This is a genomic window from Endozoicomonas sp. PH6C (genome assembly GCF_059322965.1).
The window spans coordinates 5,620,765-5,647,731 of sequence record NZ_CP185342.1 but is presented as its reverse complement, the minus strand read 5'-3'; the positions used below and the strand labels follow the sequence as shown (position 1 = coordinate 5,647,731).

Genomic DNA, 26,967 nt, shown 5'->3' with positions numbered 1-26,967 from the left:
ACTTGTGCTAATTGCACTGACATTAGCTAACACAGCTTCAGGCTTTTTCGTTTTTGGTCAGCCGCAATATGTTGCGCTGCCTGTTACCTGGACCGGTGGAGATGTTGATATCGACCTGCCTCTGCAGCTGCAATCGTGCAATGGCACCGGTCTTGGGCCACGCTTTCCTCGTTGTGGCTGGTATCGGCGAGCTGAAGATTACACCATTGAAGCTACCGATTTTGATTTCGTCTCTTCAGGGAGCGCTCCTTCTATAGAAATGTCTCGTGTGGTCTTTGAGCAGGGCATAAATTCATTGTTGCTAAAAGATGGCAGTAATATTCCGGATACGAGTTCGACATTCCTGACTCCAAGGACTTGGAGACAGGTAGGAGGGAAAGTATCGGTTAAGGTGAATGCGATTGATTTAGAAGGGCGTCAACCCGGAAGTTATAAGGCGACATTAAAGCTCAAAGGTATGGAAAGTGGTGGTTTCATCCCTTACACAGATAATAGTGACCTTATCTTTGATGTGAAAATTCCTGATCGTATCCAGATCAGTGGCTTGAAAGACATGTCACTCAGTGACAAGAGTCTTAAGGGGGATATGGACTTTTGTGTTTACACTCAAAGTGGATCTGACTTCAAGGTCAGAGCGATGGGACTCAGTAGTACTTTTCTACTATCAGGTCGGGTGGGCTATCAGTTAAGAGTAGGGCAGGGGGGCTCTCTGGAAACCCTGACGCCGGGAGTGGATGGGCAGCCCTGGAAAGGTTCTACTCAGCAGTATTGTGGCGGTGGCTCCAATATGAATCTTGAGGTTACCGTACCTCCATCAGAAGTATCAGGACTTGAGCCCGGCATCTATAAAGATACGGTAACGGTAACAGTAACCGTTCTATAAGTTAGAACTTTTTCCTTTCCTCTGTGCTGCCATTGAACAAACCGTATTCCACTTGGGTTTTGCTGCTGGGAATTTTCAATGTCCAACTCTGACCAGCATACAGTCGTTTAATCTCATCAATATCAGAACACTGACGTTTGCCTTTCTGGTCTGAGCAAAATTGTCCATTGCGCAATACCACATTAACGTTGCCACTGTTGGTGAAAGTGATTGAGTCTTTCTCTCGTCTGGCTGTCACTTTGTATTCCGGATTTTCCGGGCGAACAAAGACCAGAGCCTGGTAGGCAATCAGCAGTTTAATGGCATTCTGGGTGGCTTCCAGATCACCGACGACGGGTTTGAAGGTTACTCTGTAGACTGACTCAGTTGTTTTTGGTGTCTCAAGGCTGACCAGTCGAACGGTTTTTCGACTGTTGGGGGCAACAATGGTTTTCTGTGGCGTGCTGAGTAATTTCAGCTCGGAAGGGTCGGTAATACGAACCCTTTCTTCCTGTTTGGTGCCGGGATTAACGACTTTGTAGACCTCAGTCTGCAGATACAGGTTTTCCTTATCCGGATTGGTAACGACTATGTCCTGACGAGGGGATTTGTTCGGCTCGAAATAAACAATCATTTTATCCAGTGACATGGCGCCGAAAGCATTGAGGGTTATAGCCAGAGGTGCCAAAGCCAATAATATCGATAGACGACAAAGTTTAAGCCACGACCGCATCTGTTGGGCTTTTGTGTTTCTGTAATCTGATCCAGTCACTGAAGTGATCTCTTTTTCATCACGACTGGTTCCCGGTTTTGACCCAGTGGGTCTAAAAGCACGGGAACCAGAGTTTGAATATCAGGCAATAGTCTTCGGCCTTCATTCTACGGGTACTATCGCCTGTGGTAAACAGCCTTTGATAAAGCGTCTTATTCGGCATTGATGATCAAGTTTAGCTCACCTTCAAGAGGCTGCTGAGCCACGTCTTGAGGTAGTTTCACCATAAAACCCGTTTCACTGTTATTACAGTCTGAGCTGCGTGGCAGTGCATTGATCGGGTTACTGTTCTGTCCACTGTTAAGGGCCTGGGCTTCGCGATTAGAAGACCAGAGGTCGACTTCATAGTTATAGGAACTTTGATCATTTCTGAGCGCATAGGAGCCACCTGTTCCTGAACCTTCTGTGACAACAGAGTACTGATTAATTCCCGTACCCTTGATGCAAATAGGCTCCACCTCATTGAATTTAGCAACAGTTGATGTTGCGTCATTGAGGTTGGCAGCGTTTGAATTCGTGTCATCCGTTTGTGATGTGGAGGGAGTTGCTATGGAGGCTTGCAAGTTAGGCTTTATAACCAGGCGAATACCGAAAGAACCTGTGGATGTTTTTCCAATATTGCCCTGTTGCGCAGAATAACTCGAAGACGTGATGAGAATAACTAATGAGGCGACTAAGCCTCTGCAGACCATTGCTGAGAGTTTCATATTACACCTACTTCCTGTCTGGTGTTACCTAAATGGAGTATAGAAATTCTCAGAGACTTGTTTGGCAGGACAGTTTATCGGGTAGTAGCGGAAGATATTCGGGCATGTTGATGTGTCCAATGGAGGGATACCGTCAGAGAAACGGCTCCCCCCGATTCCATGAGCGTTATTCTGTCAAAGCTTTGTCGGACATTTCCAGCTCTTTTATTTTACGGGTGAGGGTGTTTCTGCCCCAGCCTAATAGCTCGGAAGCATCTCTTTTTCGACCTCCTGTGTGTTGCAGAGCTGATTCAATCATGATCTTTTCAAAAGCCGGGATAGCTTTGTCCAGAATGCCGCTGTGTCCTGCTGCAAGCTCTCTGTCTGCCCAGAGACGAAGCTGCTGCTCCCAGTTGCCTGACTGGGGAGTGACCGGGCCACTGTCGGGCTGGCTCAACAGTTCAGGTGGAAGGTCAGAGATCAGTACTTCCCGGCCTGAAGCCATCACCGTCAGCCAGCGACAAGTGTTCTCCAGCTGTCTGACATTACCGGGCCATTCCAGACTGGCAATAAATTTCGCTGTTTCCTGGGTGAGTACTTTGGGCTCAACGTTCAGTTCTTTGGCGGCCCTGTCCAGGAAATGTCTGGCCAAAACAGGGATATCTTCTGAGCGTTCTCTGAGTCTTGGCAGGTGAACACGAATCACATTGAGTCGATGGAATAAGTCTTCTCGAAATGAGCCTTCCTCAACCAGTTTTTCGAGATTCTGGTGAGTGGCTGCAATAATGCGGACATCGACTTTTACCGGAGTATGACCACCCACCCGATAGAACTCACCGTCTGCAAGTACCCGAAGTAGACGGGTTTGTGTTTCTGCGGGCATATCTCCTATTTCGTCAAGAAACAGTGTGCCGTTCTGAGACTGTTCAAAGCGCCCCTTGCGCATGGCACCGGCACCGGTGAATGCCCCTTTTTCATGGCCAAAGAGTTCTGATTCAATCAGGTCCCTGGGTATGGCTGCCATATTCAGGGCAATAAAAGGATTATTGGCTCTGGGGCTGTGCTTGTGCAGTGCCTGGGCAACCAGTTCTTTACCTGTGCCAGATTCACCATTGATGAGTACAGTAATATTGGACTGCGATAGCCTGCCAATGGCACGGAAGACTTCCTGCATGGCAGGTGCCTCACCGATAATCTCTGTACCGTTATCAACCGCCTCAATCACCTGTTCTGTCTTTTTCTGGCAGCTGTGCTCAATGGCACGTTTGGCCAATGAAACGGCATCGTCTATATCAAAGGGTTTGGGAAGATATTCAAAAGCGCCACCCTGATAGGAGGAGACAGCGCTTTCAAGATCTGAGTGGGCGGTCATAATGATGACAGGCAGATCCGGGTAGGTTTCGTGAACTTCCTTGAGGAATTCCAGCCCATTGGTACCGGGCATTCTGACATCGCTGATTATGGCTTCAGGCTGAGAGTATTGCAGTTCCCGCAGAGCCTTGTCGGCAGAGTCAAACACATCGACTGCGATCTGCTCTCCGGCCAGTGCCTTTTCTAGCACCCAGCGGATAGAGCGATCATCATCAATAATCCAGACTTTAGAGTCCATACTCATTAATTACTCCTGTTGTTTATCCGCTGAAGACTGTCTGATGTAAGACGGTTGGGATGAAGGCTGATTAATCGTTAGCGGGAGATAGACGTGAAAGCATGTCTGCCCCGGTTTACTGTCACATTCAATTAACCCCTGATGCTGGCTGATAATGTACTGGGCCATGGGTAGCCCGAGGCCGGTTCCTTCTGCTCTGCCACTAATCATGGGGTAAAAAATATTTTCCTTAAGGTGCTCAGGAATACCGGGACCATTGTCAATAATGGACAGACGACAAACGAGCTTCCGTCGTTGATGGCCAATCGTGAACTGTCTGGATATACGGCTTTGAATGGCTATTTGACCATCACTTAAAGGCATGTGCTGTTCTATGGCCTGCATGGCGTTACGCACCAGGTTGAGAATGGCTTGAATCAGCCGCTCCCTGTCAGCAGGAAGATCAGGAATACTGGGATCATAATCTTTCACAATAGACAGCTGACCACCGGTCTCTGCATGTATCAGCTGGATAACCCTTTCCAGCACCTCGTGAATATTCAGACTGTTCATGCTCGGGGGTTTGATGGGGCCGAGCATCTGGTCAACCAGGTCTCTGAGTCTATCCGCTTCCTCAATGATGATCTGTGTGAACTCACTGAGTTCTTTGTCATCCAGTTGTTTATCCAATAGTTGGGCTGCGCCTCTTATACCTCCCAGTGGATTCTTGATTTCATGAGCGAGTCCACGGGCGAGAATACGTGAGGTTTCCTGCTTGGCAATCAGAGATTCTTCACGAGTGATGCGTTGCAACCTGTCTCTTGGGTGAATCTCTACCAGCAGGCAGGCGTGCTGGTTTTCCACGGGAGTAATCGTGTAATCAACCAGTACTGGGGCTCCATGAATCACTATTTCTGACTCTCTGCGGGTAAATTGCTGGTTCTGCTCCAGGGCTCGCTGCAGGTCTTTCATCATGGAGCCATGGTCAAGCGACTGCGGCGGGGGCAATTGCAGACCGCTCTTTTCGCTGATATCCAGGAGTGCTTCAGCAGCATGGTTGATGAAGGAGACACGAAGCTCCTGATCCAGAGCAATAATGGCCGTGTTTAGATTTTCCAGTACAAATTCATTGATCACCGACTGACACCCGGATAAGTGGTGGTTGTTATTTCATGGTCTGGTAAAACATTACGCAAGAATTGAACCAACTGTTGCCAATCTCTTTCAGTGTGTGACCTTTTTGCATCAGGTCACACTACTGAAAAGAGTCGAGAGGCTCCGAATTATAAGTCAGTTTATCAAAGCGCACCAACATAGTGCGATCAGTAGTTTCAGAGGGCTGGTGTTGGAACCGGTGTGGGAGGTCTGAAAACCGTTCTCTGCACATGCACAGTGCTTTTGGCGGTTTTTAAGGTTTTGCCTTTAGGGTCAAGAATGGTCACTGACAGCTGGTGAGTACCTCGATCGACATTTTTCAGCTTGAATTGAGGGTTTCTCTGGGGGGGGCCCTGCTGAACGCCATCAACTGACAAGGACAAAGTGTGACCTTTTACCAGTCTTGGTTTCAGGCTGACTTTAACGGTGAAGTTGCCATTATCTCTGACGGTTGAATCATTGGCAGGTTCGGTAATCGTGAAGACTGGATAAATGCCCTCTTTATGGTTATTCAACGGCTTGATGGACGAGCGACCTGTTGTCTGGGTAGAGGGTATGCTGGTAATGGGAGTGAGTTCTACCGGCTCAGCCTTTTCACGGGCGCCAGGGCTGTCAGTGAATGTGACATTGCCATTCTTGTCGACCGTTTTATAAATTTCAGAGGCTTGTCCAGGCAGGGGTAGGGCCAGCAATAACATAAATATTATTCTTTTCATGGTGATCTAAGGCTGATTCCGGGTTCTCCTAGAGTACTGTAGAGCGCACCTGTTTGCATCCGTGCGGTCAAGAAAGGACAAAGAAAGGACAAAAAAAGGCGATGAAAGGACTTTAAAGCGAGTATTGGGGATATGAAATAGAGGGGACTTGAATAACAGCCGGAGTGCTATCTGTAGCGATAGACACTCCGGCATTTGGGCTTTTGATAACAGGAGTAGTTACTGCCCTATTCGTTTACACACTGTAGTAGAGATCGAACTCAGCAGGATGAGTGGTCTGGCTTACCTGTACACACTCTTCTTTCTTCAGTTCGATGTAAGCGTCGATCATGTCGTCAGTGAATACACCGCCGGTAGTCAGGAATTCACGGTCGGCATCCAGAGCGGCCAGAGCTTCTTCGAAGCTTTCTGCAACGGTCGGGATTTCAGCCGCTTCTTCTGCAGGCAGGTCGTAAAGATCCTTGTCGGCAGCGTCGCCAGGGTGGATCTTGTTCTTGATGCCGTCCAGGCCAGCCATCAACAGAGCAGCAAACGCCAGGTATGGGTTAGCTGTTGGGTCAGGGAAGCGAACTTCTACACGACGGGCCTTGGGGCTGTTTACGTAAGGAATACGGATGGAAGCAGAACGGTTACGGGCAGAGTAAGCCAGCATAACAGGTGCTTCAAAGCCCGGGATCAGACGCTTGTAGGAGTTGGTGGAAGCATTGGCAAAAGCGTTAATCGCTTTAGCGTGTTTAATGACACCACCAATGTAGTACAAAGCGTTTTCGCTCAGACCGGCATAGCCATCGCCAGCAAACAGGTTTTCACCATCTTTGCTCAGGGACATGTGAACGTGCATACCGCTGCCGTTATCACCCACCAGAGGCTTGGGCATGAAGGTGGCAGTTTTACCGTAAGCGTGAGCAACATTGTGTACGGCGTATTTCAGGATCTGAACTTCGTCAGCCTTGGCTACCATGGTGTTGAATTTAACACCGATTTCACACTGGCCCGCAGTACCTACTTCGTGGTGATGTACTTCAACGCCCAGGCCCTGAGCTTCCATCGCTGTGCACATGGCAGCACGAATATCGTGCAGTGAATCGACGGGAGGAACCGGGAAGTAACCGCCTTTAACTTTTGGTCGGTGGCCGATATTGCCACCTTCGAAAGACTTGCTGGAAGACCAGGCCGCTTCTTCAGAGTTGATTTGGTATGAAGCACCGGAAATGTCAACGTTCCACTTAACATCGTCAAATACGAAGAATTCCGGCTCCGGACCAAAGAAAGCCGTGTCAGCAATACCAGTAGACTTCAGGTACTCTTCAGCACGCTTGGCAACAGAACGTGGGTCACGCTCGTAGCCCTGCATGGTTGAAGGCTCGATGATGTCGCAACGAATGTTCAGAGTAGTTTCGTCAGTAAAAGGATCGATGACTGAGCTGTTGTCATCAGGCATCAGGATCATGTCGGATTCATTGATGCCTTTCCAGCCAGCAATGGAGGAACCGTCGAACATTTTACCCAGCTCGAAGAATTCGGCATCGACTTCGCCGACCGGCAGGGAAACATGCTGTTCTTTACCACGGGTATCGGTAAAACGAAGGTCAACCCATTTTACATCGTGATCCTTGATCAAATTCAGGGTCTTGGACATTTATTATTCCTCCAAAGGACTATAGCTCTCGTTGAGCACCGCAGGTCGATTGTAGGAGCCTGACCGAGAATAGACTGCCCTACTGCGGCGGCAGCAAATTGGTCTGAAAATCCGCTTTTGTTCGTCAAATAGCTCGCTATTCTCCTCACAAAACCGAATTTTCATCCTCAATTTTCTGCCGTCCTCGCTACGGGCGCTATTCTCGGTCAGGCTCCTAGAGACTTGTCAATCGTTATGGCGGTTTACCAACATTTAGTCGTATTGTGCCGCATTGGCGGCTGTGCCGACACCGTCTCAGCAATTGCTGTGCCAGTATCGAAAACCGGTTGATTTTGCTGAGTTCTAAAACGTGAACATGCCTGAGTATAAGCCGAATGCAGGTGGTTGCACCGAAAAGAATCTCATTAAATCGAATAAGTGCACAAAAAAAGTGCGCCAGACTTTGAGAGTGTTTCGGTTTGGTGCATTTGCCCGTTAAATATCCGCAAAACCATTCCCAGGCGGAGCCCAGTGTAGCGTGAATCTGCAGGGACTACTAACAACCATGTGGCCTTTACGAGGTGTCTAAGCGAATTGTCTGCTACCAGCCGGGGTTAACGGTGTCTGGGAGTCTTCTGTATAATCGTGTGGATTCGTTTCTTAATTTTCCTAACTGGCATCTGGACCGGGTTCTCTTCCTGACTTGCAGTGGCACTTTTCTGTGGTGACATTTTTCCGATGGGAGAGCACCGGACATACAATTCTATGAAGTTCATCATCAAGCTGTTTCCTGAAATTACCATTAAGACGCCTCCGGTGAGAAAGCGTTTTATTAAGCAGCTGCGCAAGAATATTCGTACCATTCTCAAACGGGTTGATGAAGACGTTGAGGTGGCTGGCACCTGGGATTTTATCGAGCTGGCCACTGGTCATGATGATTCTCAGCTGGTGGCTCAGGTCTCCGATCTGTTGAGCCATATTCCCGGTATAGCGTACTGGCAACAGGTGGTTGAGTATCCGCTGACTGACCTGGATGACATTATGCATAATGCTCTGGCAGTGAATCGTGAATTGCTGGCCGGGAAAACCTTCCGGGTTACCTGTCAACGCTCAGGTAAACATGACTTTCAGTCTATTGATGTGGAGCGATACGTGGGTGGTGGCCTGAATGCCCGAACTGAAGCGGCGGGTGTCAAGCTCAAAAATCCGGACGTTGTCGTAAAAATTGAGATCAGGGGCGACCGTTATTTCCTGGTCACGAACCGTGGTAATGGGTTGGGTGGCTACCCACTGGGCTCTATGGAGCCTGTATTATCGCTAATCTCTGGTGGCTTTGACTCGACAGTTTCAAGTTTCCTGACCATGAAACGGGGTATCAGAACCCACTTCTGTTTCTTCAATCTGGGTGGCCATGCCCATGAGCTGGCGGTGAAAGAGGTGGCTTATTATCTCTGGAGCCGCTTTGGCTCGTCCCATAACGTCAACTTTGTTACGGTTCCTTTTGAAGGGGTTGTCGAAGAGATTCTGACCAAGGTAGATAACTCCCAGATGGGCGTTGTTCTCAAGCGGATGATGTTGAGAGCTGCAACCCGGGTGGCAAAAGAGATGTATGTTGAAGCCGTAGTCACCGGAGAAGCCGTTGCCCAGGTTTCCAGCCAGACACTCACCAACCTGGCGGTTATTGATTCGGCTACCGATCATCTGGTCTTGCGTCCGCTTATTGCCATGGATAAGCAGGACATCATTGATATCTCAGTCAGGATCGGTTCAGAGGAATTGGTAAAAAATATTCCCGAGTATTGTGCGGTGATCTCGAAAAATCCGACCACCAGGGCCAAGCCGGAAAAAATTGCAGCGCAAGAAGCCCGTTTTGATTTCTCCATTCTGGATGCGGCGGTAGTCGATCGTCGTAAGGTTTCCGTTTCTGATATCATTGCCGATGACCTGACTCGTGAAGAAGTTGAGGTGTTCGAGACTGCGGAACAAGACGACATTGTTGTTGATATCCGCCATCCGGATGAAGAAGAGATCAAGCCCTTTGATCTCAATGACCGAGAAGTACTGACGATTCCTTTCTATCAGCTCAGGACAAAATTTGCTGAACTGGATAAAGATAAGCACTACCTGCTCTACTGCGAAAAAGGGGTGATGAGTCAGTTGCACGCCATGCACCTTCGTGACGAAGGGCATGAGAATGTCGGCGTCTACAACCCAGGGAAAAAGTAACCGATAAGATGATGAAAATTGCCATGATTGCCGCCGTTGCCAAAAACCATGCCATCGGCATCAATAATAAAATGCCCTGGTACTTGCCCGGAGATCTCCGCTATTTCAAGGCTGTCACCATGGGTAAGCCTGTAATTATGGGACGCAAGACGTTTGATTCACTGCGCAAGCCTCTGCCGGGTCGAACCAATATTGTCATCACCCGTGACAAAGACTGGCATCATGAGGGGGTCAGGGTGGTGCACAGTCTTGAGGATGCCATTTCTTTGGCGGAAGATGTATCCATGATCAATGGCAATGAAGAAATCATGGTGATTGGTGGTGAGCAGATTTATCGTCAGGCCCTGGACAGAGCTGATCGGCTTTATCTGACCAAAGTCTTCAAATCGTTTGATGGTGACGCATTTTTTCCGGAAATCGATGACAGTGAATGGGATATTACCGCCAGGGAAGATAAGGTCTCTGAAGATGAGCAGGCTCTGGAGTTCAGTTATCAGGTGCTCGATCGCAAGTCCGTCTGAGGTCCTGGTCTCCCTGCCGTATAAGCCAGCTAAATCAAGTTGGCTTTTCTTATTTACAGCTGTTTTTAGTGATTACAAGCGTAAAACAAAACCACAGCAGCCCTGAGGCGGCTATAGTTTAAATATTATTGCTTTTGTATTTTTTAATCATCTTATCTAATAAAAAACGTTTCGATTCATCATCTATTTCTCAGGGATTGAGAGGCATGCCATCAGAGATCAGGAACCAAAGAGGTTCTCCTCTCTCTGCTACAGAGCGAACAGAGACCGTTAGAACTTCAGAAGATTCCAGCCTGGGTCAGATTGATTACGGTCGATGGCGGGGGCGCTTTGTTTTCTCGCGCATAGGCGGTTTTATCAAGCGTCTATTTGGCGGAGGTCCCTCAGCAGCAAAGGCACTCAGGGTTTACGACTCATTCCGCTATGCTGCCCACGAAGAACTCTCTTCCCCTGTCCAGCGCAGTCTGCGTGACTACCATATTGCTTGCGCCATGGCCTATCACCGTGTTTGTGTGCTGGGTGAAGAGAAAAAAGGCGAAGCATTGAAACTGGTGCTGTCAGGAGGCAGTGAAAAAATCAGTGAACAGGTTCTCACCGAAGTCAGAAAAACCGTTTCCTGTTCTACCGTTGAGTTGACTTATAAATATCTTGCAGAAGATCGAACCCTGCCCGTTGGCTTTTTGAAAAGGGCTCTGATACCGGACTTAATTCAGAGCACCGTGAGAGACTTCAATGTGGATGCTGACACAGCGGAAGCTACGATTGTCAAACTGGCACAGGATACAGGGCTGCTCAACGATACGGATATCACCTTTGAACGTATTCTTGAAATCAAGAATGCGGTGCGCTGGCGGTTTGCACCAGAGACTCACGCACCGGTCAAACAGGCACCGGGCAGAAGAGGAAAAGATCCCGTCAGCAGGTTTGACCCTTCTAATCCTGCAGCAACCCCTCCCGGACTTGAAAGACCCAAAGCGACTCGTTACCACCTGGATAAAGTCGACAGGACCCATATTCAGAATGTTGTGGATAAAGGGGGGGGTATCAAGCTAAAGAATACGGATACCCGTGACAGGATCAAACGCCATTTTCTCAGGAATAAAAGGTTCTTTAGTCTTAATTCTGCTGCCATAGTGGTCAGTACCGTGCTGATAGGTCTGGTGTCAGGGGGGATTGCCGCTGCAGCGGCTCTATTCAGTTATATTGCCTGGTACGGTGTATGGAGTGGTGGTACTGAGCTGATTCGGATGACCAAAGCGATCAGGGCTTTACAGAGGGCAGAAGCATCCGCTGATTACAAACTGGAGGTGAATGATCTGGGTGTCTTGTCAGAGATGGATGACAAGAAATTTCGGGTCTTCCTGAAAAGCCTGAGATACATCTGCAGTCATGAAACCTTAACCCGCATCTTCACTGCCTATTCTGCGCTGGAAAAAGACGCTCAGATGAGATTGGAGATGGAAAGAGAGAAAGATGAGAGCAATCTTGAAGCCGTGATACGTCTGGAGGAAGGCAAAGCTCGATACCTGTATCGCAGACGCAACCTGCAAGATGCTTTCAAACTCTACAGGCGCTTCTACACAGCAGCCGTCAGCGACGTTGAGAGAATGGATCAAGAATGGGAGCCGGTTCTGGATCAGCTGTGGAACGGTAAATTCAAAAACATGGACCCGGAGAAAAGAGAACGCTTGTTCAGTGATGCGGCCAATGATCCTCGAGTGATCGGCAAGTCATACCACTTCAAGACCAGACAGACGGGATGGCTGCAAAAAGTCTTCCCGAAAATGACCGATGATTTAACCGGTGACGGCTCTATTACTTCCAAAGAGGCTGTGGAGGAGCTGGAGCGGATACTGGCAGAAGAAATGCCCGATATAGAGCTGAGCGAAGAAGAAAAGAGTCGCTTTAACACTCATGCCGACAGGGTGGCCAATGCACTGATACTGGCTGAGAATGGTGTCAGAACTTATTTAAATGTCTGGTTGAAGGGAGCCATTAAATCAACCATGCTTCATGGCTTTAAAGTGGTCTGGCATGCTTCCGAAAGGAGGCCAGCATTGGAAATTTCACCTCACGTGCCCAAGCCCACCGTTGACGGATTAATTATCTTTGGTTTTTTCTTTCTGGCAGATCTTTTTGTTGATCGTTACAACGAGGCAGTAAACAAAGAGCGATTTGAACGTATTATTGGAAAGAAGACAGGCAAAAGTATGGTCTGGGATTGGCAGGGTCAGAGAAAAAGAACCGGACGGGAAGAAATGAATACCATGAGAAGGTTGGCTAAAGATCAGCTGGAAGACTTTGTTGATCGTATGCTGAAACTGCATGACTCTCATAAAGACATCATGAAAGAAGTCAGGCTCCAACAGCAGTTGAGTCAGATTACCCCAGGCTCCCCCATGTTTGATCATATGGATGATCGGGAGGCAGCTGTGTTAATTCTACGACGCCAATATCACCATCAAATCATTTCTGAAATGATGATGGGAGCTATTGGTAAATACTATGAGAGCGTTATGACCAAAACCGCTTCCTGGGATCAGAAAATGAGCCATATTATTCCCCCACAGACCTCTATTTGAGGGCAATAAACTTTCTTGTGTCTCAGAGTTTCTTGACCAGAACTTTGGATTGTCTCTCCTCATTGTATTGATTGCGCTTCTCCATAGGCAAAGACTTCTGGGTGGATTCAGAAAAACCTCGTTCCAGAAACCAATGGCTGGTCTGGGTCGTTAATACAAACAGCGTATCCATTCCCTGTTGGGCAGCCTGTTCTTCTATAGCACTGAGAAGAAGATCGCCACGGTTTTTCTTCCGGTAATCAGGGTGTACGACGAGACAGGCCAGCTCCGCGACCTTTTCTCCCGCAAACAAATGGATAGCCGCACAGCCAATAATCATGCCGTCCAGAGAAATGACCCGGAACAGCCGAATCTCACGCTCCAGCTCTTTTCTTGAACGCCTTCTGAGGATGCCTTTTTGTTCCAGAGGCCTGATAAGCGCCAGGATTCCCCCCACATCCTCAATGCTGGCCATACGAATTTCTTCATAACGATCACGAGAAACCATCGTGCCAGATCCATCACGGGTAAAAAGCTCCATTAGCAGAGAACCGTCCTGCTCGAAGCTGATCAGCTGTGAGCGTTCCACACCGCCGTGGCAGGCGGTAATGGCTGAGGAAAGCAGTCTTCTGTCCTCACCATGAAGGTCCTTGAGGACTTTTTCAGCTTCCTGGGGGGAAAGACGGCTGATCTGTTGCCCCTGTCGATCCTGCACACCTTCAAACCTTGAGTACAAAAGTAGTTTTTCGGCTTCAAGGTGGATGGCTGTGTGGGTAGCGACTTCTTCCACCTCCATGTTGAAAAGCTCGCCAGTCGGTGAATGACCGAGGCAGGAGAGAAGAACTATGTAGCCACTGTCGAGCTGCTGCTGGATTGCTTCTTTATCTATTTTGCGAATAGCACCGGTGTGGAGAAAATTCTGCCCATCGATCACACCCAGAGGTTTTGCGGTGACGAAATTGCCACTGATGACTCGAATGCTGGCCCCGTGCATGGGAGAGTTAACCAGACCGAGTGAAAGCTTGGATTCAATTCGTGCGCGAAGATTACCCACAGCGTCCATCACGCATTCAAGGCACTGACGATCCGTAATCCGTATTTCGTTGTGAAATCTGGACTCAAGGCCTCTGGCTCTGAGACGCTCCTCGATCTGAGGTCGGGCACCGTGGACAAGAACCAGTCGAACGCCCAGGCTGTTGAGCAGGGCAATATCGTTGATGATATTGTTCAGATTAGGGCTTGCCAGAGCTTCACCGCCCAGAGTAATGACAAACGTTTTGCCATGATGGGCATGAATGTAAGGCGAACTCTGTCGGAAAAATTTTACGTAGTTCTTGTTCAAGTTCATGGCTGTTTGTTTATCTTCATCCCGCTGTTAATCAGAGGCAGAATTGCCGTATCAAAGATCTCAATAGCTCAATGGTTGGGTGAATTCTGTCCATGGAAAGGTATTCATCAGGTTGATGAGCCTGATCGATATCACCCGGACCCAGCACGACTGTATCCATCCCCATTCGGCTGAAGAAAGGCGCTTCCGTAGTAAAAGCAACGGATTTTGCTGAATAGCCGGTTAGATTTTCACAGGTTTTCACCAGAGGAGAGTCGGCAGAGCCTGTAAATGGATCAATACTGTCGTGAATCGCGTTCAGAGAAAGTTTTACATTATCGGCTCTGGCGATGGGGAGAAGACGCTGTTTCAGGCTTTCTCTCAGCTCCCGGCTGTCCATACCAGGCAGAAGGCGCACGTCGAAGTCCAGATCACAGTGGCCACAGATTCTGTTAGGGTTGTCGCCACCATGAATGCAACCGAGGTTGATGGTAGGGGTAGGCACAGCAAATCCGGGATTATTGTATTTACCGGCCAGCTCTTCCCGGAACGCCATGATTTCAGTGATTACTTTATGAGCTGTTTCCATGGCATTCCTGCCAAGGGCCGGGTTGCTCGAATGACCGGACTGTCCGAGAATCCGAATGCGTTCCATCATGATACCTTTATGCATATAGACTGGTTGCATACCGGTAGGCTCACCCACCACCGCATAACGCCCCCTGGGTTTACCTGCAGCAGCCAGGGCCCGGGCACCACTCATGGAGGATTCTTCGTCTGCTGTTGCCAGAATAATCAAGGGGGCCTTCAGAGGTGCTTTCAGATAATCTTTTACTGCTTCCATGACGAGACCAAAGAATCCCTTCATATCGCAGATGCCCAGACCGTAAAACCGGTTATCGGATTCATTGAGTGAGAAAGGGTCGAATTGCCAGAGATTTTCATTGTATGGCACGGTATCGGTATGGCCTGCCAGAACTAATCCACCAGGACCTGAGCCCAGAGTGGCAATCAGGTTGGCTTTCAGCGGTGCTTCCGGAATGGGTATGATCTCACAGCAAAAGCCCATGGTTTCAAGCCAGCCTGCCAGTTCATGAATCACCGGCATATTGCCCATATCCAGCTCAGGCTGTGTGGAACTGACAGAGGGAATCTCTATCAACCGCGACAGGACTGCTTTCAGATCAGGTTGCTGGATTCCAGACATTATCAGGCCCCTGGTTCTAATTGTTGGAAAATTGGATAGGCATAAATCAAATCTGCCAGATCATCTGGCTGTCAACCTTCCAGTGCCGAAATTAACAGCCTTTTTCAGCATGATAACAGCCCTACCTCGGGATAGGTACGAGAGACTGAAACGAAAATGCTGGAAGAGGATGCGTAGAAGAGCCCTCTAGTTAACCAAAAATAAGCCTCAAAATATGGAAGAAGACGATAGCAAGGAAGGCACCGGCGGGCAGTGTGATTAACCAGGACATAAAAATAGTGCCGATGACTCTCAAGTTAAGTGCACCAATTCCTCTGGCAAGGCCAACCCCTAACACGGCACCCACCAGAGTGTGTGTGGTGGAAATAGGAAGCCCGGTCCCTGAGGCCAGAACGACGGTGGTCGCTGCTGCCAGTTCTGCTGCAAAACCTCTGCTGGGGGTTAGCTCAGTAATCGCTGTGCCTATGGTCGCCATGACTCTATATCCATAGGTAGCCAGACCCACCACTATACCTCCAGCCCCCAGAAGCAAAACCCAGCTTGGCATGGCTGCCTTGCCTGCGATTTCTCCGCCACTGAGAACAATACTGGCCACTGCTGCCAGAGGGCCTACTGCATTGGCAACATCGTTGGAACCGTGGGCAAAAGCCATCGAGCAGGCGGTGAAGATCATCATTACGCCAAAGACTCGCTCGACACTGGAGAAATGGAAAGCTTTGTCGGCCTGTGCATCTTCCTTGATTTTGGAAAGCGCTATTTTTCCGGCCAGCATGACCAGCAGGCCAATCAGTAGCGAGATCAGGCTGCTTTCCTGATAATCCAGCGGCAGGCCAATATGCTTGAGCCCCTTAGTCAGGGTCACCATAGCCATCATGAAGCCAACCAGAAACATATAAATGGGCACGTAAACTTTGGCATTTCTAAAAGGGTTGTCGGTATCCAGTATTAGTTTCTGGACGCTCATGAAAATCATGAAAGAAATAAAGCCGGACATGATGGGAGAGACGATCCAGCTGGCTACGATTGAGCTGACTTTCCCCCAGTTCACGGCATCTGCCGAGACGTTGACAACGGCAAAACCGACAATTGCCCCGACAATAGAGTGTGTTGTCGACACAGGCCAGCCATAATGGGTGGCAACTAACAGCCAGGTGCCCGCAGCCAGCAGGGCTGCCATCATTCCGTAAACCAGCAGCTGTGGATGCTCCAGCAGTAATGGCATGTCGGGATCGATGATCCCTTTTCTGATCGTATCGGTAACCGATCCACCGGCCAGGTAGGCACCCATAAACTCCAGGCAGACAGCAATGACAATGGCCTGTCTGATGGTCAGAGCTTTGGAACCGACCGAGGTTCCCATGGCGTTGGCGACATCATTTGCTCCCACGCCCCAGGCCATGAAAAAGCCAAAGAGGCAGGCGAGAATCAGCAGTATCGTTCCATACTCAGCGATAATGCTCATGGATGTTATTTCCAATCATTAGAGTTAACGGGCAAGCAGCAATTGAAGATAACTGCCAACTCTTGAGGCGCGATCTGCCAGGTCACCGACCCAGTCGATAATCTTGTAGAGAAAAATGACTTCCACAGGGGGGAGGTCCTTTTCCAGTTTGAACAGAATTTTTCTGACTTCAATCTGGTGCTTGTCGGTATCGCTTTCTATCTGGTCGAGCTCTTCAATGAGCTCTTCCACCAGATTGACTTCTCTTCCCCTGAAGCCTGTTTCCAGCAGTTCATCCAGTTCATCCATGGCCCTGACTGCTTGCGCTGAAGTGGCAATGGAGCGTTTCAGGTAGTCCATAAAAGCCTCCCTCATCTCCTGGGGGATCATCATTTGTCTGCCCAGCACAATGCCGGCAATATCCTTGGTCCTGTTTGCTACTTTATCTTGCACCGTCACTATCTCCAGAAGATCATTTCTGGGCACTGGCAAAAACAGGCTTTTGGGAAGGGAGAGTCGAACGTTCTTTTTGATGAGATCAGCCTCGTGCTCCAGCTCTACGATGGTTTGCTGAATACTTTCAACTTCCAGCCAGTCGCCATCAAATGCTGCTTTGAAAAATGGTTCCAGCTGTATGGCACATTCGTGTGCCTTGGCTATGTGTTTTTGTATCGGACCAATAGGAGATCGGCCAAATACACTCGATAGTAGATTGCTGGTTGGCATAGTCGCAGACCTGTCGGATTAAATTTCTAGGGGTCAGACTCCTCGTCGTTTGCGGCGAACGACTTACAGAACTAACATCGCATCCCGTTCCCTGGAAGAGGGCGGCTGACCAAAAATTATAGGAGCTGGCTGAAAATTATGCATTGAAACGCCACCTGCACTGGAAGTGCTGTGGCCATTCTGACGCTCATTTTTCATAACAAGCCCTTGTTGTTACAGGTAAAATGACCCTTTTAAGCCGTCGGTCAGATAACCCATGAATACTGAAACAGAGTTAAAGTTGTCGCTGCCAAAAGAGCAGATACCTCTTCTTAAGACACTGACTTTCTGGAAAAAGTTCGCCAGCTCGTCACCTGAAACCTTTCATTTGGGCAATACCTACTTTGACACGGCCTCTCTGACACTAAATCAGGCTCGGGTTGCCTTGCGTATCAGAGAGAAAAATGGTCAGCTTTTTCAAACGCTTAAAACCAAAGGTGAGAGTCTTGACGGACTGACTCGCCGGGGGGAGTGGGAGTGGTCAATAGAGCGACCGGAACTGGATATGGAAGGGTTAAAAAAAGTCTGGCCAGAATCATTGGGAGCTTTTCCCCCAGAGTCCCTGATACCGCTTTTCTCGACCGATTTTGATCGTACCTGCTGGCTGGTGGAGTGGTCTGAGCCAGATGCCAGGGTTGAAGTTGCTCTGGATTACGGGTTTGTCCGCTCAGGAGATGAGAGCAGTGTCATCTGTGAGTTGGAGCTCGAGCTGGTGAAGGGTGATGAAAATGCACTGCAAATGATTGCCGATGAACTGGCAAAAACCATTGATTTGAAGCCTGCAGACAAGAGCAAGGCCGAGAGAGGATTTGAACTGCTTCAGATCTTCAGGAATCCAGCCAGCACCAGCACGGTTGCCAGCCCAGTAAAAGCCTGAAGCAGGGTGGCCAGGGTGAATGACTTAAAGCCTGTGGCCGGGCTGATTCCGGAAAACTGGGTGACTACCCAGAAATAGCTGTCATTGGCATGGGTAACCATCATGGAGCCACATCCCGCCGACAAAAAGGTCAACAGTCGACCATTTTGGGAGTCCAGACCCAAGCCAGGCAGCAAGGGGTCCATCATCGAAGCCGCACTGATTAAGGCCACGGTGCTAGAACCCTGGGCGGTTTTGAAGAGAGCGGCTACGAGAAAAGGCAAAATCAGTCCAAGGCTCTCTGGCAGTCCTTGAGCAATTCTGGCTATATGTCCGGTCTGAGCCAGCATTCCCGCAAGCGCCCCACCGGCTGTAATGATCAAGATAATCATCGCGCATGAGTGAATACTCTCACTGAACATCTCAGTCAGTCCGGTCTTACAGTGTCGAATCAAAGGCAGGCTGGCCAGCAAACCCAGGAACAGAGCATTGGCAGGTTGTGAAAGGAAAGCAGTCCAGCTTTGCTCTTTATTGCCTGTTTGAAAGTTAGCCATGGACATCAGTAGCAAAGGCAGAAGGATAGGGATAATCGCTGTCCAGACATTCTTTTGATGAGCAGGGGGGGATTGAGGAGGGTCACTGACTACTTGGCTCTCATCATTCAGCCAGCGGGTGACCCATTTACCCCAGAGAATAGCTACAAAAGTGACCAGGAGAGCCACTCCCAGCGCCCAGGGAATTGTCAGGCTCGGAGATATTTCCAAAATCAGGGTTGCCGCTGCGGGCCCGGGTGTGGGAGGGACCAGAGAATGGGTTGCAAACAGGCCTCCACCCAGAGCAACGCTGAGAGAGATCGGGTTGCACTGCACTCTCCGGGCAATAGACTGCCTGATACTGTTGAGCAGGATAAATCCAGAGTCACAGTAAACGGGAATAGAAATAATATATCCGGCTATACCCATGGCTAACGCAGGAAAGCGCCTGGCGATAGAGAGAATCAGCTTCTCTGCGAGAAGGACGGCTCCGCCCGACTTCTCCAGAATATTTCCCAGTAATCCCCCAAAAATGATGAGCAGAGCGACGTCGCCGAACGTCTTGCCCATATCACGGGATATGAGGGGAGTCAGTTCAGAGATCGGCAGGCCTGAAAAAAAACCTGTGGCGTAAGCACTGAGCAGCAAGACGATGAATGGCGAAAACCTGAGACGACCAATCAATATCAGAATGAGGGCTGTCAGTGAAAGGATGAACAGAAAACTATGCAGTATTGATGGGGCCACAGCGGAGTGTCTTGAGAGAATGGTATTGAGTAAAAGTCAGTATAGAGGGGAATGGGTCACCTCGTATCCAGAAAGCCATTTATAACAGACATCAGTCGCGGTTTATTCTGGCGATATACTTAGTTGAACCATTGCTGAATTGAACTTCTGCTTAAAAGCCTGAATTTTCTTATAGGCATAAGCTGACGGTTTAGTGGAGAATAGCGAGATGGAAAGCTTTTCAAGGTAAAAGGAAACGACAGTGTCCAGTGTCCGTGAGCCGAAGTCAAACGCCAATAAATTCAGGGCCTCACTCAACAACAGAGAACTCCTTCTGGATCTGCAGACAGTGGTCTCTGATCTGATTCAGACGGGTCGGATCAGGCAATCGGAAGCCAATGAAATATTGGCTCGTCATCGAAATGCTGATCAACTTAAGCTTCACCCTCTGGAGTACATTGCCTCACAGGATCTGAAGGACGCCCGCAGTGGCGGCTCTCTCGATCTCGATACCCTGATGCATTGGTTGGCAGATCTGTCAGGCCAGGAGTATTTTCACATTGACCCTCTGAAAATTGATGCTACTGCCATTACTCCGGTCATGTCTCACGCTTATGCCATACGTCATCAGATTCTGGCAGTAGAAGTCTCGGCTGACGAGCTTGTGATCGCTTCAGCACAGCCGTGGCACATTGGCTGGGAGGATAATCTCAGACATATTAACCGCAAGGAAATCCGGCGGGTGGTCGCCAATCCAACCGATATTCGAAGATACACTTCGGAATTTTATCGACTGGCAAAGTCTGTCCTGGGTGCTAATGAACACAACGGCGTCCAGTCCACTCAGTTGAACAGCTTTGAGCAGATGCTTGAGCTGGGCAATATGAAGGCTCCGGACGCCAATGACCAGCACATAGTTAATATTGTCGACTGGTTGCTCCAGTATGCCTTTGAACAAAGGGCTAGTGATATTCATGTTGAGCCCAGACGAGAGCAGACTCACCTGCGTTTTCGAATTGATGGGGTGCTACACCTGATCTACCAGATGCCTGCCAAGGTGGCGGCTGCCGTAACCAGTCGCCTTAAGATTCTGGGTCGTATGAATGTGGCAGAGAAAAGAAAGCCACAGGATGGCCGACTTAAAACCCGCAACCCGGATGGCAATGAAGTTGAACTGCGACTTTCAACCCTGCCGACCGCCTTCGGGGAAAAGCTGGTGATGCGGATTTTTGATCCGGATGTTCTGGTCAAGGGATTTGGCGAGCTGGGTTTTTCCAGAGAAGACGAACGTCGCTGGACTCATATGACCGCGCAGCCCAACGGGATTGTTCTGGTCACGGGCCCTACTGGTTCAGGTAAAACTACTACGCTCTATTCGACGCTGAAAAGTCTGGCTTCTGATCAGGTGAATGTTTGTACTATTGAAGATCCTATTGAAATGGTGGAGTCCAGCTTCAATCAGATGCAGGTTCAGCATAATATTGATCTGACATTTGCCAGCGGCCTGCGTGCGCTGCTTCGTCAGGATCCGGATATCATTATGGTGGGTGAGATTCGGGATTTGGAAACCGCTGAAATGGCGATTCAGGCGGCGCTGACCGGGCATCTGGTGCTTTCCACTTTACACACCAACGACGCGCCGTCTGCAATAACCCGTCTGCTGGAACTCGGTGTTCCCCACTATCTGATCAAAGCAACGGTTCTGGGAGTTATGGCACAGAGGCTGGTCAGAACACTGTGTCCTTCTTGCAAACAGCCTGTAAAACTCGATAAGTCTGGTTGGAAATCCCTGACTCGTCCCTGGACAGCCCCCGCGCCTTCGCAGATCTTTCAACCTGTGGGTTGTCTGGAATGCAGGGATACCGGATACAGGGGGCGAGCGGGTGTTTATGAGTTAATGCCTATGTCTCAATCTCTTAAGGACATGCTGGCAGAGACTTCTGATATAGAAAGCCTTCGTCGTCAATCCATCAAAGAAGGTATGTACAGTCTTCGCCTTTCCGGAGCTCAGAAAGTAGCAACAGGATTAACAACCATCGAAGAAGTGATGAGAGTGACACCAGACCAGCAGCATTGATTGACTCAGCTTTAAGAAGAAATGGTTGCAGTCTCCCACTGACTATTCGATATTAATATGTGAAGTGACAGTGGAACAGTCAGATAATAATGAAAACACTTATCCTTACAGGCTTGCTGCTATTACCCTTTGCAATACAAGCGCAGAAGGTAATGGAACTGAAGCCTGCCGAAAAACCCCAATCATTTGTTGAGCAGATGCAGCAGAATTTTGATCCGGCTGTGGCTGATCTCGTGCTGGAGTCTTATTTGAACAGCCTGCTCAAGGCTAACGCAATTAAAGGTGGAGCCAGAAACTCATCCATAGAGTATTCTGTAAGAGCCAACCGGGAAGGGGAGTTGGTGGTGACTCGGCATCAGCAACTGGAGCGGGGGCTGGTCCGAAACAATAACACCCTGACAGTGTTCGGCGTTGGCCATACTTTGGAGTCAGACTGTTCCAGTATTGAGCAGCGTTGCTGGATTTTATATCCCGATAAGGATGAACGTTGGGTTGAAATAGAATATGCACCCAAAGCCGTGAAGGAACTGGCTAAAGGAATGGGGTTACTGATTAAGGAGCTGCAAAGGTAATTTCAGGCGGCAGACCTTGAAACACAGAGACTAAGCATCTCTTTTGCGTGGTTGAGTGTGGACTCGGTCATTTCTACACCGCCCAACATTCGGGCCACCTCTTTAACACGACAATCGCCTTTCAGGCCGACGATCTCAGTGGAAGTTTTAGCATTGCGAACCTTCTTGCTGACATGCAAATGCTGATGCCCCTGGGATGCTACCTGAGGCTGGTGGGTGACACAAATTACCTGACTTCTTTCTCCCAGCTCCCTGAGCATGGCTCCGACAATTTCTGCGGTGCCACCGCCAATGCCGACATCCACTTCGTCAAAGATCATGCTGGGAATGTGAGAGGTTTGAGCGGTTATCACCTGAATGGCCAGACTGATTCTCGATAGTTCACCACCAGAGGCCACTTTAGCCAGTGCTCTGGGTGGTTGACCCGGGTTAGTCGTCACCAGGAATTCGACCTCTTCAGCACCATTGGCTGAGAGCATGCTGCCCTCTATCGGTGTCAGGGCAATGATGAACTCTCCGTGTGGCAGGCCGAGCAAAGCCATGCGTCTAGTGATTTTTTTTTCAAGTTGTCTGGCAGCAGACTGACGTTTTCTGGAGAGTTTTTCGCATTGGTTCTGAAACTCGGATTTTAGTTCGATCAGCTTTTGTTGTAATGCTTCAACCCGTTCATCGCTGAACTGGATGCTCTCCAGCTCAGAGCCAAGCGTGCTTTGTTTTTCCAATAACGCTTCGGGTTGAACCCTGTGCTTTCTCGCAAGGTCGTAAATAGCACTGAGGCGTTCATCCACATCCCGCATTCTGGCGGGATCGGCATCAAAATGATCGATAAAGTGATTGATTTCTCCTACCGCTTCCTCGACCTGAATTTGGGCAGAGGACATCATTTCAATTGTGTTGTTGATGGCTGGGTGATCTATTTGCAGATCGCTCAGGCGCTGCAGGCAGGTGGAGAGTTTCTGGAGAATGTTACCTGCCTCGTTGTCTGAGCAGATAGCATTGATTTCGTGACACACGGAAAGAGTGCCTTCAGCATGGGATAACTGTTTGAGTTCCTGCTCAAGTTGTTCCAGCTCTCCTTCCTGAAGTGATAGCTGTTCCAGCTCCTGAAGCTGATAGCTGAGCAGTTGCACTCGTTCATCCTGCTCCCTGCGATTATGGCTGAGAGTGGTCAGTTCATCATGTGTCTGGTTGAACTGATGGGCAGTGCGAGCCACTTCGGAGGCCAGTTTTTGTATATCGGCATAATCATCCAGAAGCAGTCGATGGTTGCTTTTTTTCAGTAACGACTGGCTTTCATGCTGGCCATGGATATCAATTAACCGTTCACCAATGGCCCGAAGATCCGCAAGGGGAGAAAGAGTCCCATTGATATAGGCACGGGACCGTCCCTCTTTGGTAATGACTCTTCGGAGAATGCACTCATCATCACTGGCCAGATCTTTTTCTTGCAGCCATGCTTTTGCCGCAGTGCACTGGCTGATATCAAAAGAAGCGTGAATCTCAGCTTTGTCAGTACCCTGACGAACACAGTGACTATCGGTTCTGTCACCCGTTGCCAGACCGAGAGCATCCAGCATGATGGACTTACCGGCACCGGTCTCGCCGGTAATGACAGTCATTCCACAATGGATGTCCAGATCCAGCTGGTCAACGATGGCGAAGTTGCTGATGGACAGTTGGGTCAGCATGATAAATACCCGCTACTGTAGCTTTACTGTTTATATATACAGTAACCTGAAGTGTGCGATTCGTAAAGTCAGAGCTGAAAAAATCCACTGATCCTGAACTGAATGAGATGGGGGCCGTTGTGATTTTGTTTTGCGGCCCGGTGTTTTGCGAAATGATCGCTTGCGTTAAAAAAACTGTTTTTCAGGTCTTGAATCCGGAATTCGTGACCCAATATACGTTTCATCTAAATGATTGCCTCCCGGTCGGAGATTCTGGAATGACAGTAGAAAGCAGCAAACCTGAAGAGCAGGTAACGGAAGAAGCCACAGAGCAGCAGGCAGAAGAAAGCCTGCTGAACGAAGAGGGTGGTGTTGGACTCGACAGTGAAGGTAATCTGACCGACGGCCTTGAGAGTCAGCTGGAAGCACTCAACGAAGAACTTGCCAGGGCGAAAGATCAGACTCTGCGTACTGCTGCTGAAATGCAGAACATTAAGCGTCGTGCCGAGCAGGATGTTGAAAAGGCTCACAAATTTGCTCTGGAAAAATTTGTTGACGCACTGATTCCAGTGGTTGATAGCCTGGAAAAAGGCATTGAAAGTGCCGAACAGGCAGAAGGGTCTCACGAAGCCCTGGTAGAAGGTATGAAGCTGACTCTGAAGCAGTTCCTGGATGCATTGGGACGCTTCGCGGTAGTTCAGGAAGACCCCAGTGGTCAGCCTTTTGACCCGAACTTCCATCAGGCCATGTCGATGGTTCCGAATCCCGATGTTGAAGCCAACACCGTGATTGATGTTTTCCAGAAAGGATACAAGCTGAATGGTCGTTTGATTCGTCCGGCTATGGTTGTTGTTTCCAAATAAGTGATTTTGCTGAGGAATATTCAAAAAAGAATATTTCAACAGCCTTGAAATCAAATCGATTGATCCCATATTGATTTCAAAGGCCAAAAACAGCTGCTCACCAGACACTGGCAAGCAGCCCTCAGCTGAAGAATTAAAGAATTGAACTAAAGAATTTCGTCCTGGAATCAGGGCAATGGAGAGATTGAACAATGGGTAAAATAATCGGTATTGATCTGGGTACCACTAACTCTTGTGTATCTATTCTGGATGGTGAAAAAGCCAAGGTTCTGGAAAATGCTGAAGGCGGTCGTACAACGCCTTCTATCATCGCCTTCACTGACGATGGTGAGACTCTGGTAGGTCAGCCAGCCAAGCGTCAGGCCGTTACCAATCCTGACAATACCCTGTTTGCCATCAAGCGTCTGATTGGCCGTCGTTTCAAAGACGATGTGGTTCAGAAAGACATCCAGATGGTTCCTTACAAGATTGTTGAAGCTGACAATGGCGACGCCTGGGTTGAAGTTAAAGGTGACAAAAAAGCGCCGCCTCAGATTTCTGCTGAAATCCTGAAGAAAATGAAGAAGACCGCTGAAGACTACCTGGGCGAGTCTGTTACTGAAGCGGTGGTTACCGTACCTGCATACTTCAACGATGCTCAGCGTCAGGCAACCAAAGATGCTGGCCGTATTGCCGGTCTGGATGTCAAGCGTATCATTAACGAGCCAACTGCTGCTGCTCTGGCCTACGGCATGGACAAGAGGCAGGGTGACCAGACCATCGCTGTATACGACCTGGGTGGTGGTACTTTTGATATCTCAATCATCGAGATTGCCGATGTTGACGGCGAGCACCAGTTCGAAGTACTGGCCACCAACGGTGACACTTTCCTGGGTGGCGAAGACTTTGACATGCGTTTGATCGATTACCTGGCAGAAGAGTTCAAAAAAGACCAGGGTATCGACCTTAAAGGTGACCCTCTGGCCATGCAGCGTCTGAAAGAAGCTGCTGAAAAAGCCAAGATTGAGCTGTCTTCTGCTCAGCAGACTGATGTTAACCTGCCTTACATCACTGCCGATGCAACCGGTCCTAAACATCTGAACGTTAAAGTCACCCGCTCTAAACTGGAGTCTCTGGTTGAAGACCTGGTTCAGCGTTCTCTGGAGCCATGTCGTCTGGCGGTTAAGGACTCCGACCTGGATCTGTCTGACATCGACGAAGTCATTCTGGTGGGTGGTCAAACCCGTATGCCAATGGTTCAGGAAAAAGTTGCTGCTTTCTTCGGCAAGGAACCTCGTAAAGATGTGAACCCTGACGAAGCGGTAGCCATGGGTGCATCCATCCAGGGTGCGGTTCTGGCGGGTGACGTTAAAGACGTGCTGCTGCTGGACGTCACTCCACTGACTCTGGGTATCGAAACCATGGGTGGAGTTATGACTGCCCTGATTGAAAAGAACACCACGATTCCGACCAAGAAGTCTCAGGTGTTCTCTACTGCTGATGACAACCAGAGTGCTGTAACCATTCACGTTTGTCAGGGTGAGCGCAAGCAGGCTTCTGCCAACAAGTCTCTGGGACGTTTTGACCTGTCTGACATTCCACCGGCTCCACGTGGCATGCCTCAGATTGAAGTCAGCTTCGACCTGGATGCCAACGGTATCCTGAATGTTTCTGCCAAGGACAAGGCTACTGGCAAAGAGCAGTCCATTGTGATCAAGGCTTCTTCCGGCCTGTCTGACGATGAAATTGATCAAATGGTTCAGGACGCTGAAGCTAACGCGGCTGAAGACAAGAAGTTTGAAGAGCTGGCGGCTGTCCGTAATACGGGCGATGGTCTGGTACATGCTACCCGCAAGACTCTGGAAGAAGCCGGTGATAAGGCCACTGAAGAAGAGAAGAGTGCGATCAACGAAGCTCTGACTGCTCTGGAAGAAGCGCTGAAGGGTGACGACAAGGATCTGATTGAAGAGAAGTCCAAGGCACTCTCTGAAGCTTCTTCCGGTCTGGTTAAGAAGATGTACGCTGAAGCCCAGCAGCCGGGTGCTGAGAGTGCTCAGGAAGCTGAATCTTCTTCCGCTGCGGATGACGCCGTAGATGCCGAGTTCGAAGAAGTGAAAGATGACAAGAAGTAAACCCATTCCGCGCTGCGGTATGAGTTGATTTGGCGGCGCGGGAGCTTTCTCCCGCGCTCTTGTGTTTAAGAGGCTGTCTGAAAAGTTTCGCTGATTTTCCAAACAGTCTCTGATTCA

At 49.2% G+C, this 26,967-nt stretch carries 21 protein-coding genes; 9 read left to right on the top strand and 12 right to left on the bottom strand.

Annotation, left to right across the window (positions count from 1 at the left end; translation table 11 throughout):
* The first annotated feature begins 4 nt into the window (after nt 1–4).
* The gene (locus ACOMG9_RS20560; RefSeq protein ID WP_448218248.1) at nt 5–883 is read left to right on the top strand and encodes a hypothetical protein; all 879 of its coding nucleotides are present in this window, start codon (nt 5–7) and stop codon (nt 881–883) included.
* A gap of 1 nt (nt 884) precedes the next feature.
* Here the strand turns inward: ACOMG9_RS20560 and ACOMG9_RS20555 are convergent, their stop codons facing one another.
* The 6 genes from ACOMG9_RS20555 to glnA all read right to left on the bottom strand — a co-directional run bounded on the left by ACOMG9_RS20555 (nt 885) and on the right by glnA (nt 7,418).
* Nucleotides 885–1,634, bottom strand: a complete 750-nt coding sequence (locus ACOMG9_RS20555; protein ID WP_448218247.1) for a fimbrial biogenesis chaperone — start codon at nt 1,632–1,634, stop codon at nt 885–887.
* 152 nt (nt 1,635–1,786) lie between these two features.
* On the bottom strand, nt 1,787–2,341 hold the full coding sequence (locus tag ACOMG9_RS20550) for a hypothetical protein (RefSeq protein WP_422410953.1): 555 nt from the start codon (nt 2,339–2,341) through the stop codon (nt 1,787–1,789).
* Between the two features lie 166 nt (nt 2,342–2,507).
* Nucleotides 2,508–3,935, bottom strand: coding sequence for a nitrogen regulation protein NR(I) (ntrC, locus tag ACOMG9_RS20545; protein WP_422138876.1), 1,428 nt, complete (start codon nt 3,933–3,935; stop codon nt 2,508–2,510).
* Between the two features lie 3 nt (nt 3,936–3,938).
* Nucleotides 3,939–5,045, bottom strand: coding sequence for a nitrogen regulation protein NR(II) (gene glnL, locus ACOMG9_RS20540; protein WP_494529317.1), 1,107 nt, complete (start codon nt 5,043–5,045; stop codon nt 3,939–3,941).
* Nucleotides 5,046–5,239: 194 nt separating this feature from the next.
* Entirely contained in the window at nt 5,240–5,761 is a 522-nt protein-coding gene (locus tag ACOMG9_RS20535) for a DUF4124 domain-containing protein (RefSeq protein ID WP_422135296.1), read from the bottom strand.
* A gap of 253 nt (nt 5,762–6,014) precedes the next feature.
* Nucleotides 6,015–7,418 (bottom strand): glutamate--ammonia ligase, encoded by a 1,404-nt coding sequence (gene glnA, locus ACOMG9_RS20530; protein WP_422135295.1) that lies wholly within the window; start codon nt 7,416–7,418, stop codon nt 6,015–6,017.
* A 744-nt stretch (nt 7,419–8,162) separates the two neighbouring features.
* Between glnA and thiI the strand changes: the two genes are divergently transcribed.
* The 3 genes from thiI to ACOMG9_RS20515 all read left to right on the top strand — a co-directional run bounded on the left by thiI (nt 8,163) and on the right by ACOMG9_RS20515 (nt 12,726).
* The gene (thiI, locus tag ACOMG9_RS20525; protein ID WP_422472339.1) at nt 8,163–9,623 is read left to right on the top strand and encodes a tRNA uracil 4-sulfurtransferase ThiI; all 1,461 of its coding nucleotides are present in this window, start codon (nt 8,163–8,165) and stop codon (nt 9,621–9,623) included.
* Between the two features lie 8 nt (nt 9,624–9,631).
* Entirely contained in the window at nt 9,632–10,144 is a 513-nt protein-coding gene (locus ACOMG9_RS20520; RefSeq protein WP_494529316.1) for a dihydrofolate reductase, read from the top strand.
* A 206-nt stretch (nt 10,145–10,350) separates the two neighbouring features.
* Complete coding sequence (locus ACOMG9_RS20515; protein WP_448218245.1) at nt 10,351–12,726, top strand: hypothetical protein; 2,376 nt, start codon at nt 10,351–10,353, stop codon at nt 12,724–12,726.
* Nucleotides 12,727–12,748: 22 nt separating this feature from the next.
* Here ACOMG9_RS20515 and argA read toward each other — a convergent pair whose 3' ends face one another.
* The 4 genes from argA to ACOMG9_RS20495 form a co-directional block, all read right to left on the bottom strand.
* On the bottom strand, nt 12,749–14,053 hold the full coding sequence (argA, locus tag ACOMG9_RS20510) for an amino-acid N-acetyltransferase (RefSeq protein WP_448218244.1): 1,305 nt from the start codon (nt 14,051–14,053) through the stop codon (nt 12,749–12,751).
* Nucleotides 14,054–14,084: 31 nt separating this feature from the next.
* A complete protein-coding gene (gene argE, locus ACOMG9_RS20505; protein WP_494529315.1) occupies nt 14,085–15,239 on the bottom strand; it encodes an acetylornithine deacetylase in 1,155 nt (384 codons plus the stop codon).
* Between the two features lie 190 nt (nt 15,240–15,429).
* Nucleotides 15,430–16,701, bottom strand: coding sequence for an inorganic phosphate transporter (locus tag ACOMG9_RS20500; protein ID WP_422135287.1), 1,272 nt, complete (start codon nt 16,699–16,701; stop codon nt 15,430–15,432).
* Nucleotides 16,702–16,725: 24 nt separating this feature from the next.
* A complete protein-coding gene (locus tag ACOMG9_RS20495; RefSeq protein ID WP_317145111.1) occupies nt 16,726–17,406 on the bottom strand; it encodes a TIGR00153 family protein in 681 nt (226 codons plus the stop codon).
* Between the two features lie 256 nt (nt 17,407–17,662).
* Here ACOMG9_RS20495 and ACOMG9_RS20490 point away from each other — a divergent pair, with 256 nt between their 5' ends.
* Nucleotides 17,663–18,322: a CYTH domain-containing protein gene (locus ACOMG9_RS20490; RefSeq protein WP_422135286.1), complete on the top strand. Its 660-nt coding sequence runs from the start codon at nt 17,663–17,665 to the stop codon at nt 18,320–18,322.
* Here ACOMG9_RS20490 and ACOMG9_RS20485 read toward each other — a convergent pair.
* Entirely contained in the window at nt 18,265–19,581 is a 1,317-nt protein-coding gene (locus tag ACOMG9_RS20485; RefSeq protein WP_422411063.1) for a GntP family permease, read from the bottom strand. The two genes, ACOMG9_RS20490 and ACOMG9_RS20485, sit on opposite strands and share 58 nt — an antisense overlap.
* Nucleotides 19,582–19,894: 313 nt before the next feature.
* Here ACOMG9_RS20485 and tfpB point away from each other — a divergent pair, with 313 nt between their 5' ends.
* Nucleotides 19,895–21,637 (top strand): type IV pilus assembly ATPase TfpB, encoded by a 1,743-nt coding sequence (gene tfpB, locus ACOMG9_RS20480; RefSeq protein WP_487247192.1) that lies wholly within the window; start codon nt 19,895–19,897, stop codon nt 21,635–21,637.
* Nucleotides 21,638–21,726: 89 nt separating this feature from the next.
* Nucleotides 21,727–22,209, top strand: coding sequence for a hypothetical protein (locus tag ACOMG9_RS20475; protein ID WP_422135284.1), 483 nt, complete (start codon nt 21,727–21,729; stop codon nt 22,207–22,209).
* Between the two features lie 2 nt (nt 22,210–22,211).
* Here ACOMG9_RS20475 and recN read toward each other — a convergent pair whose 3' ends face one another.
* Nucleotides 22,212–23,897 (bottom strand): DNA repair protein RecN, encoded by a 1,686-nt coding sequence (recN, locus tag ACOMG9_RS20470; protein ID WP_422135283.1) that lies wholly within the window; start codon nt 23,895–23,897, stop codon nt 22,212–22,214.
* A 257-nt stretch (nt 23,898–24,154) separates the two neighbouring features.
* Between recN and grpE the strand changes: the two genes are divergently transcribed.
* Both grpE and dnaK read left to right on the top strand, forming a co-directional pair.
* Complete coding sequence (gene grpE / locus ACOMG9_RS20465) at nt 24,155–24,739, top strand: nucleotide exchange factor GrpE (RefSeq protein ID WP_448218241.1); 585 nt, start codon at nt 24,155–24,157, stop codon at nt 24,737–24,739.
* 191 nt (nt 24,740–24,930) lie between these two features.
* Nucleotides 24,931–26,850 (top strand): molecular chaperone DnaK, encoded by a 1,920-nt coding sequence (gene dnaK, locus ACOMG9_RS20460; RefSeq protein WP_494529314.1) that lies wholly within the window; start codon nt 24,931–24,933, stop codon nt 26,848–26,850.
* Nucleotides 26,851–26,967 lie beyond the last annotated feature (117 nt).

Excerpts from the sequence above, each read along its gene's own strand:
- ACOMG9_RS20520 (WP_494529316.1), top strand. The coding sequence starts at position 9,632 with ATGATGAAAATTGCCATGATTGCCGCCGTTGCCAAAAACCATGCCATC.
- dnaK (WP_494529314.1), top strand. The coding sequence starts at position 24,931 with ATGGGTAAAATAATCGGTATTGATCTGGGTACCACTAACTCTTGTGTA.
- ACOMG9_RS20550 (WP_422410953.1), bottom strand. The coding sequence starts at position 2,341 with ATGAAACTCTCAGCAATGGTCTGCAGAGGCTTAGTCGCCTCATTAGTT.
- recN (WP_422135283.1), bottom strand. The coding sequence starts at position 23,897 with ATGCTGACCCAACTGTCCATCAGCAACTTCGCCATCGTTGACCAGCTG.
- grpE (WP_448218241.1), top strand. The coding sequence starts at position 24,155 with ATGACAGTAGAAAGCAGCAAACCTGAAGAGCAGGTAACGGAAGAAGCC.
- ntrC (WP_422138876.1), bottom strand. The coding sequence starts at position 3,935 with ATGAGTATGGACTCTAAAGTCTGGATTATTGATGATGATCGCTCTATC.
- thiI (WP_422472339.1), top strand. The coding sequence starts at position 8,163 with ATGAAGTTCATCATCAAGCTGTTTCCTGAAATTACCATTAAGACGCCT.
- ACOMG9_RS20535 (WP_422135296.1), bottom strand. The coding sequence starts at position 5,761 with ATGTTATTGCTGGCCCTACCCCTGCCTGGACAAGCCTCTGAAATTTAT.
- ACOMG9_RS20515 (WP_448218245.1), top strand. The coding sequence starts at position 10,351 with ATGCCATCAGAGATCAGGAACCAAAGAGGTTCTCCTCTCTCTGCTACA.
- argA (WP_448218244.1), bottom strand. The coding sequence starts at position 14,053 with ATGAACTTGAACAAGAACTACGTAAAATTTTTCCGACAGAGTTCGCCT.
- ACOMG9_RS20500 (WP_422135287.1), bottom strand. The coding sequence starts at position 16,701 with ATGAGCATTATCGCTGAGTATGGAACGATACTGCTGATTCTCGCCTGC.
- argE (WP_494529315.1), bottom strand. The coding sequence starts at position 15,239 with ATGTCTGGAATCCAGCAACCTGATCTGAAAGCAGTCCTGTCGCGGTTG.
- ACOMG9_RS20495 (WP_317145111.1), bottom strand. The coding sequence starts at position 17,406 with ATGCCAACCAGCAATCTACTATCGAGTGTATTTGGCCGATCTCCTATT.
- glnA (WP_422135295.1), bottom strand. The coding sequence starts at position 7,418 with ATGTCCAAGACCCTGAATTTGATCAAGGATCACGATGTAAAATGGGTT.
- ACOMG9_RS20475 (WP_422135284.1), top strand. The coding sequence starts at position 21,727 with ATGAAAACACTTATCCTTACAGGCTTGCTGCTATTACCCTTTGCAATA.
- ACOMG9_RS20490 (WP_422135286.1), top strand. The coding sequence starts at position 17,663 with ATGAATACTGAAACAGAGTTAAAGTTGTCGCTGCCAAAAGAGCAGATA.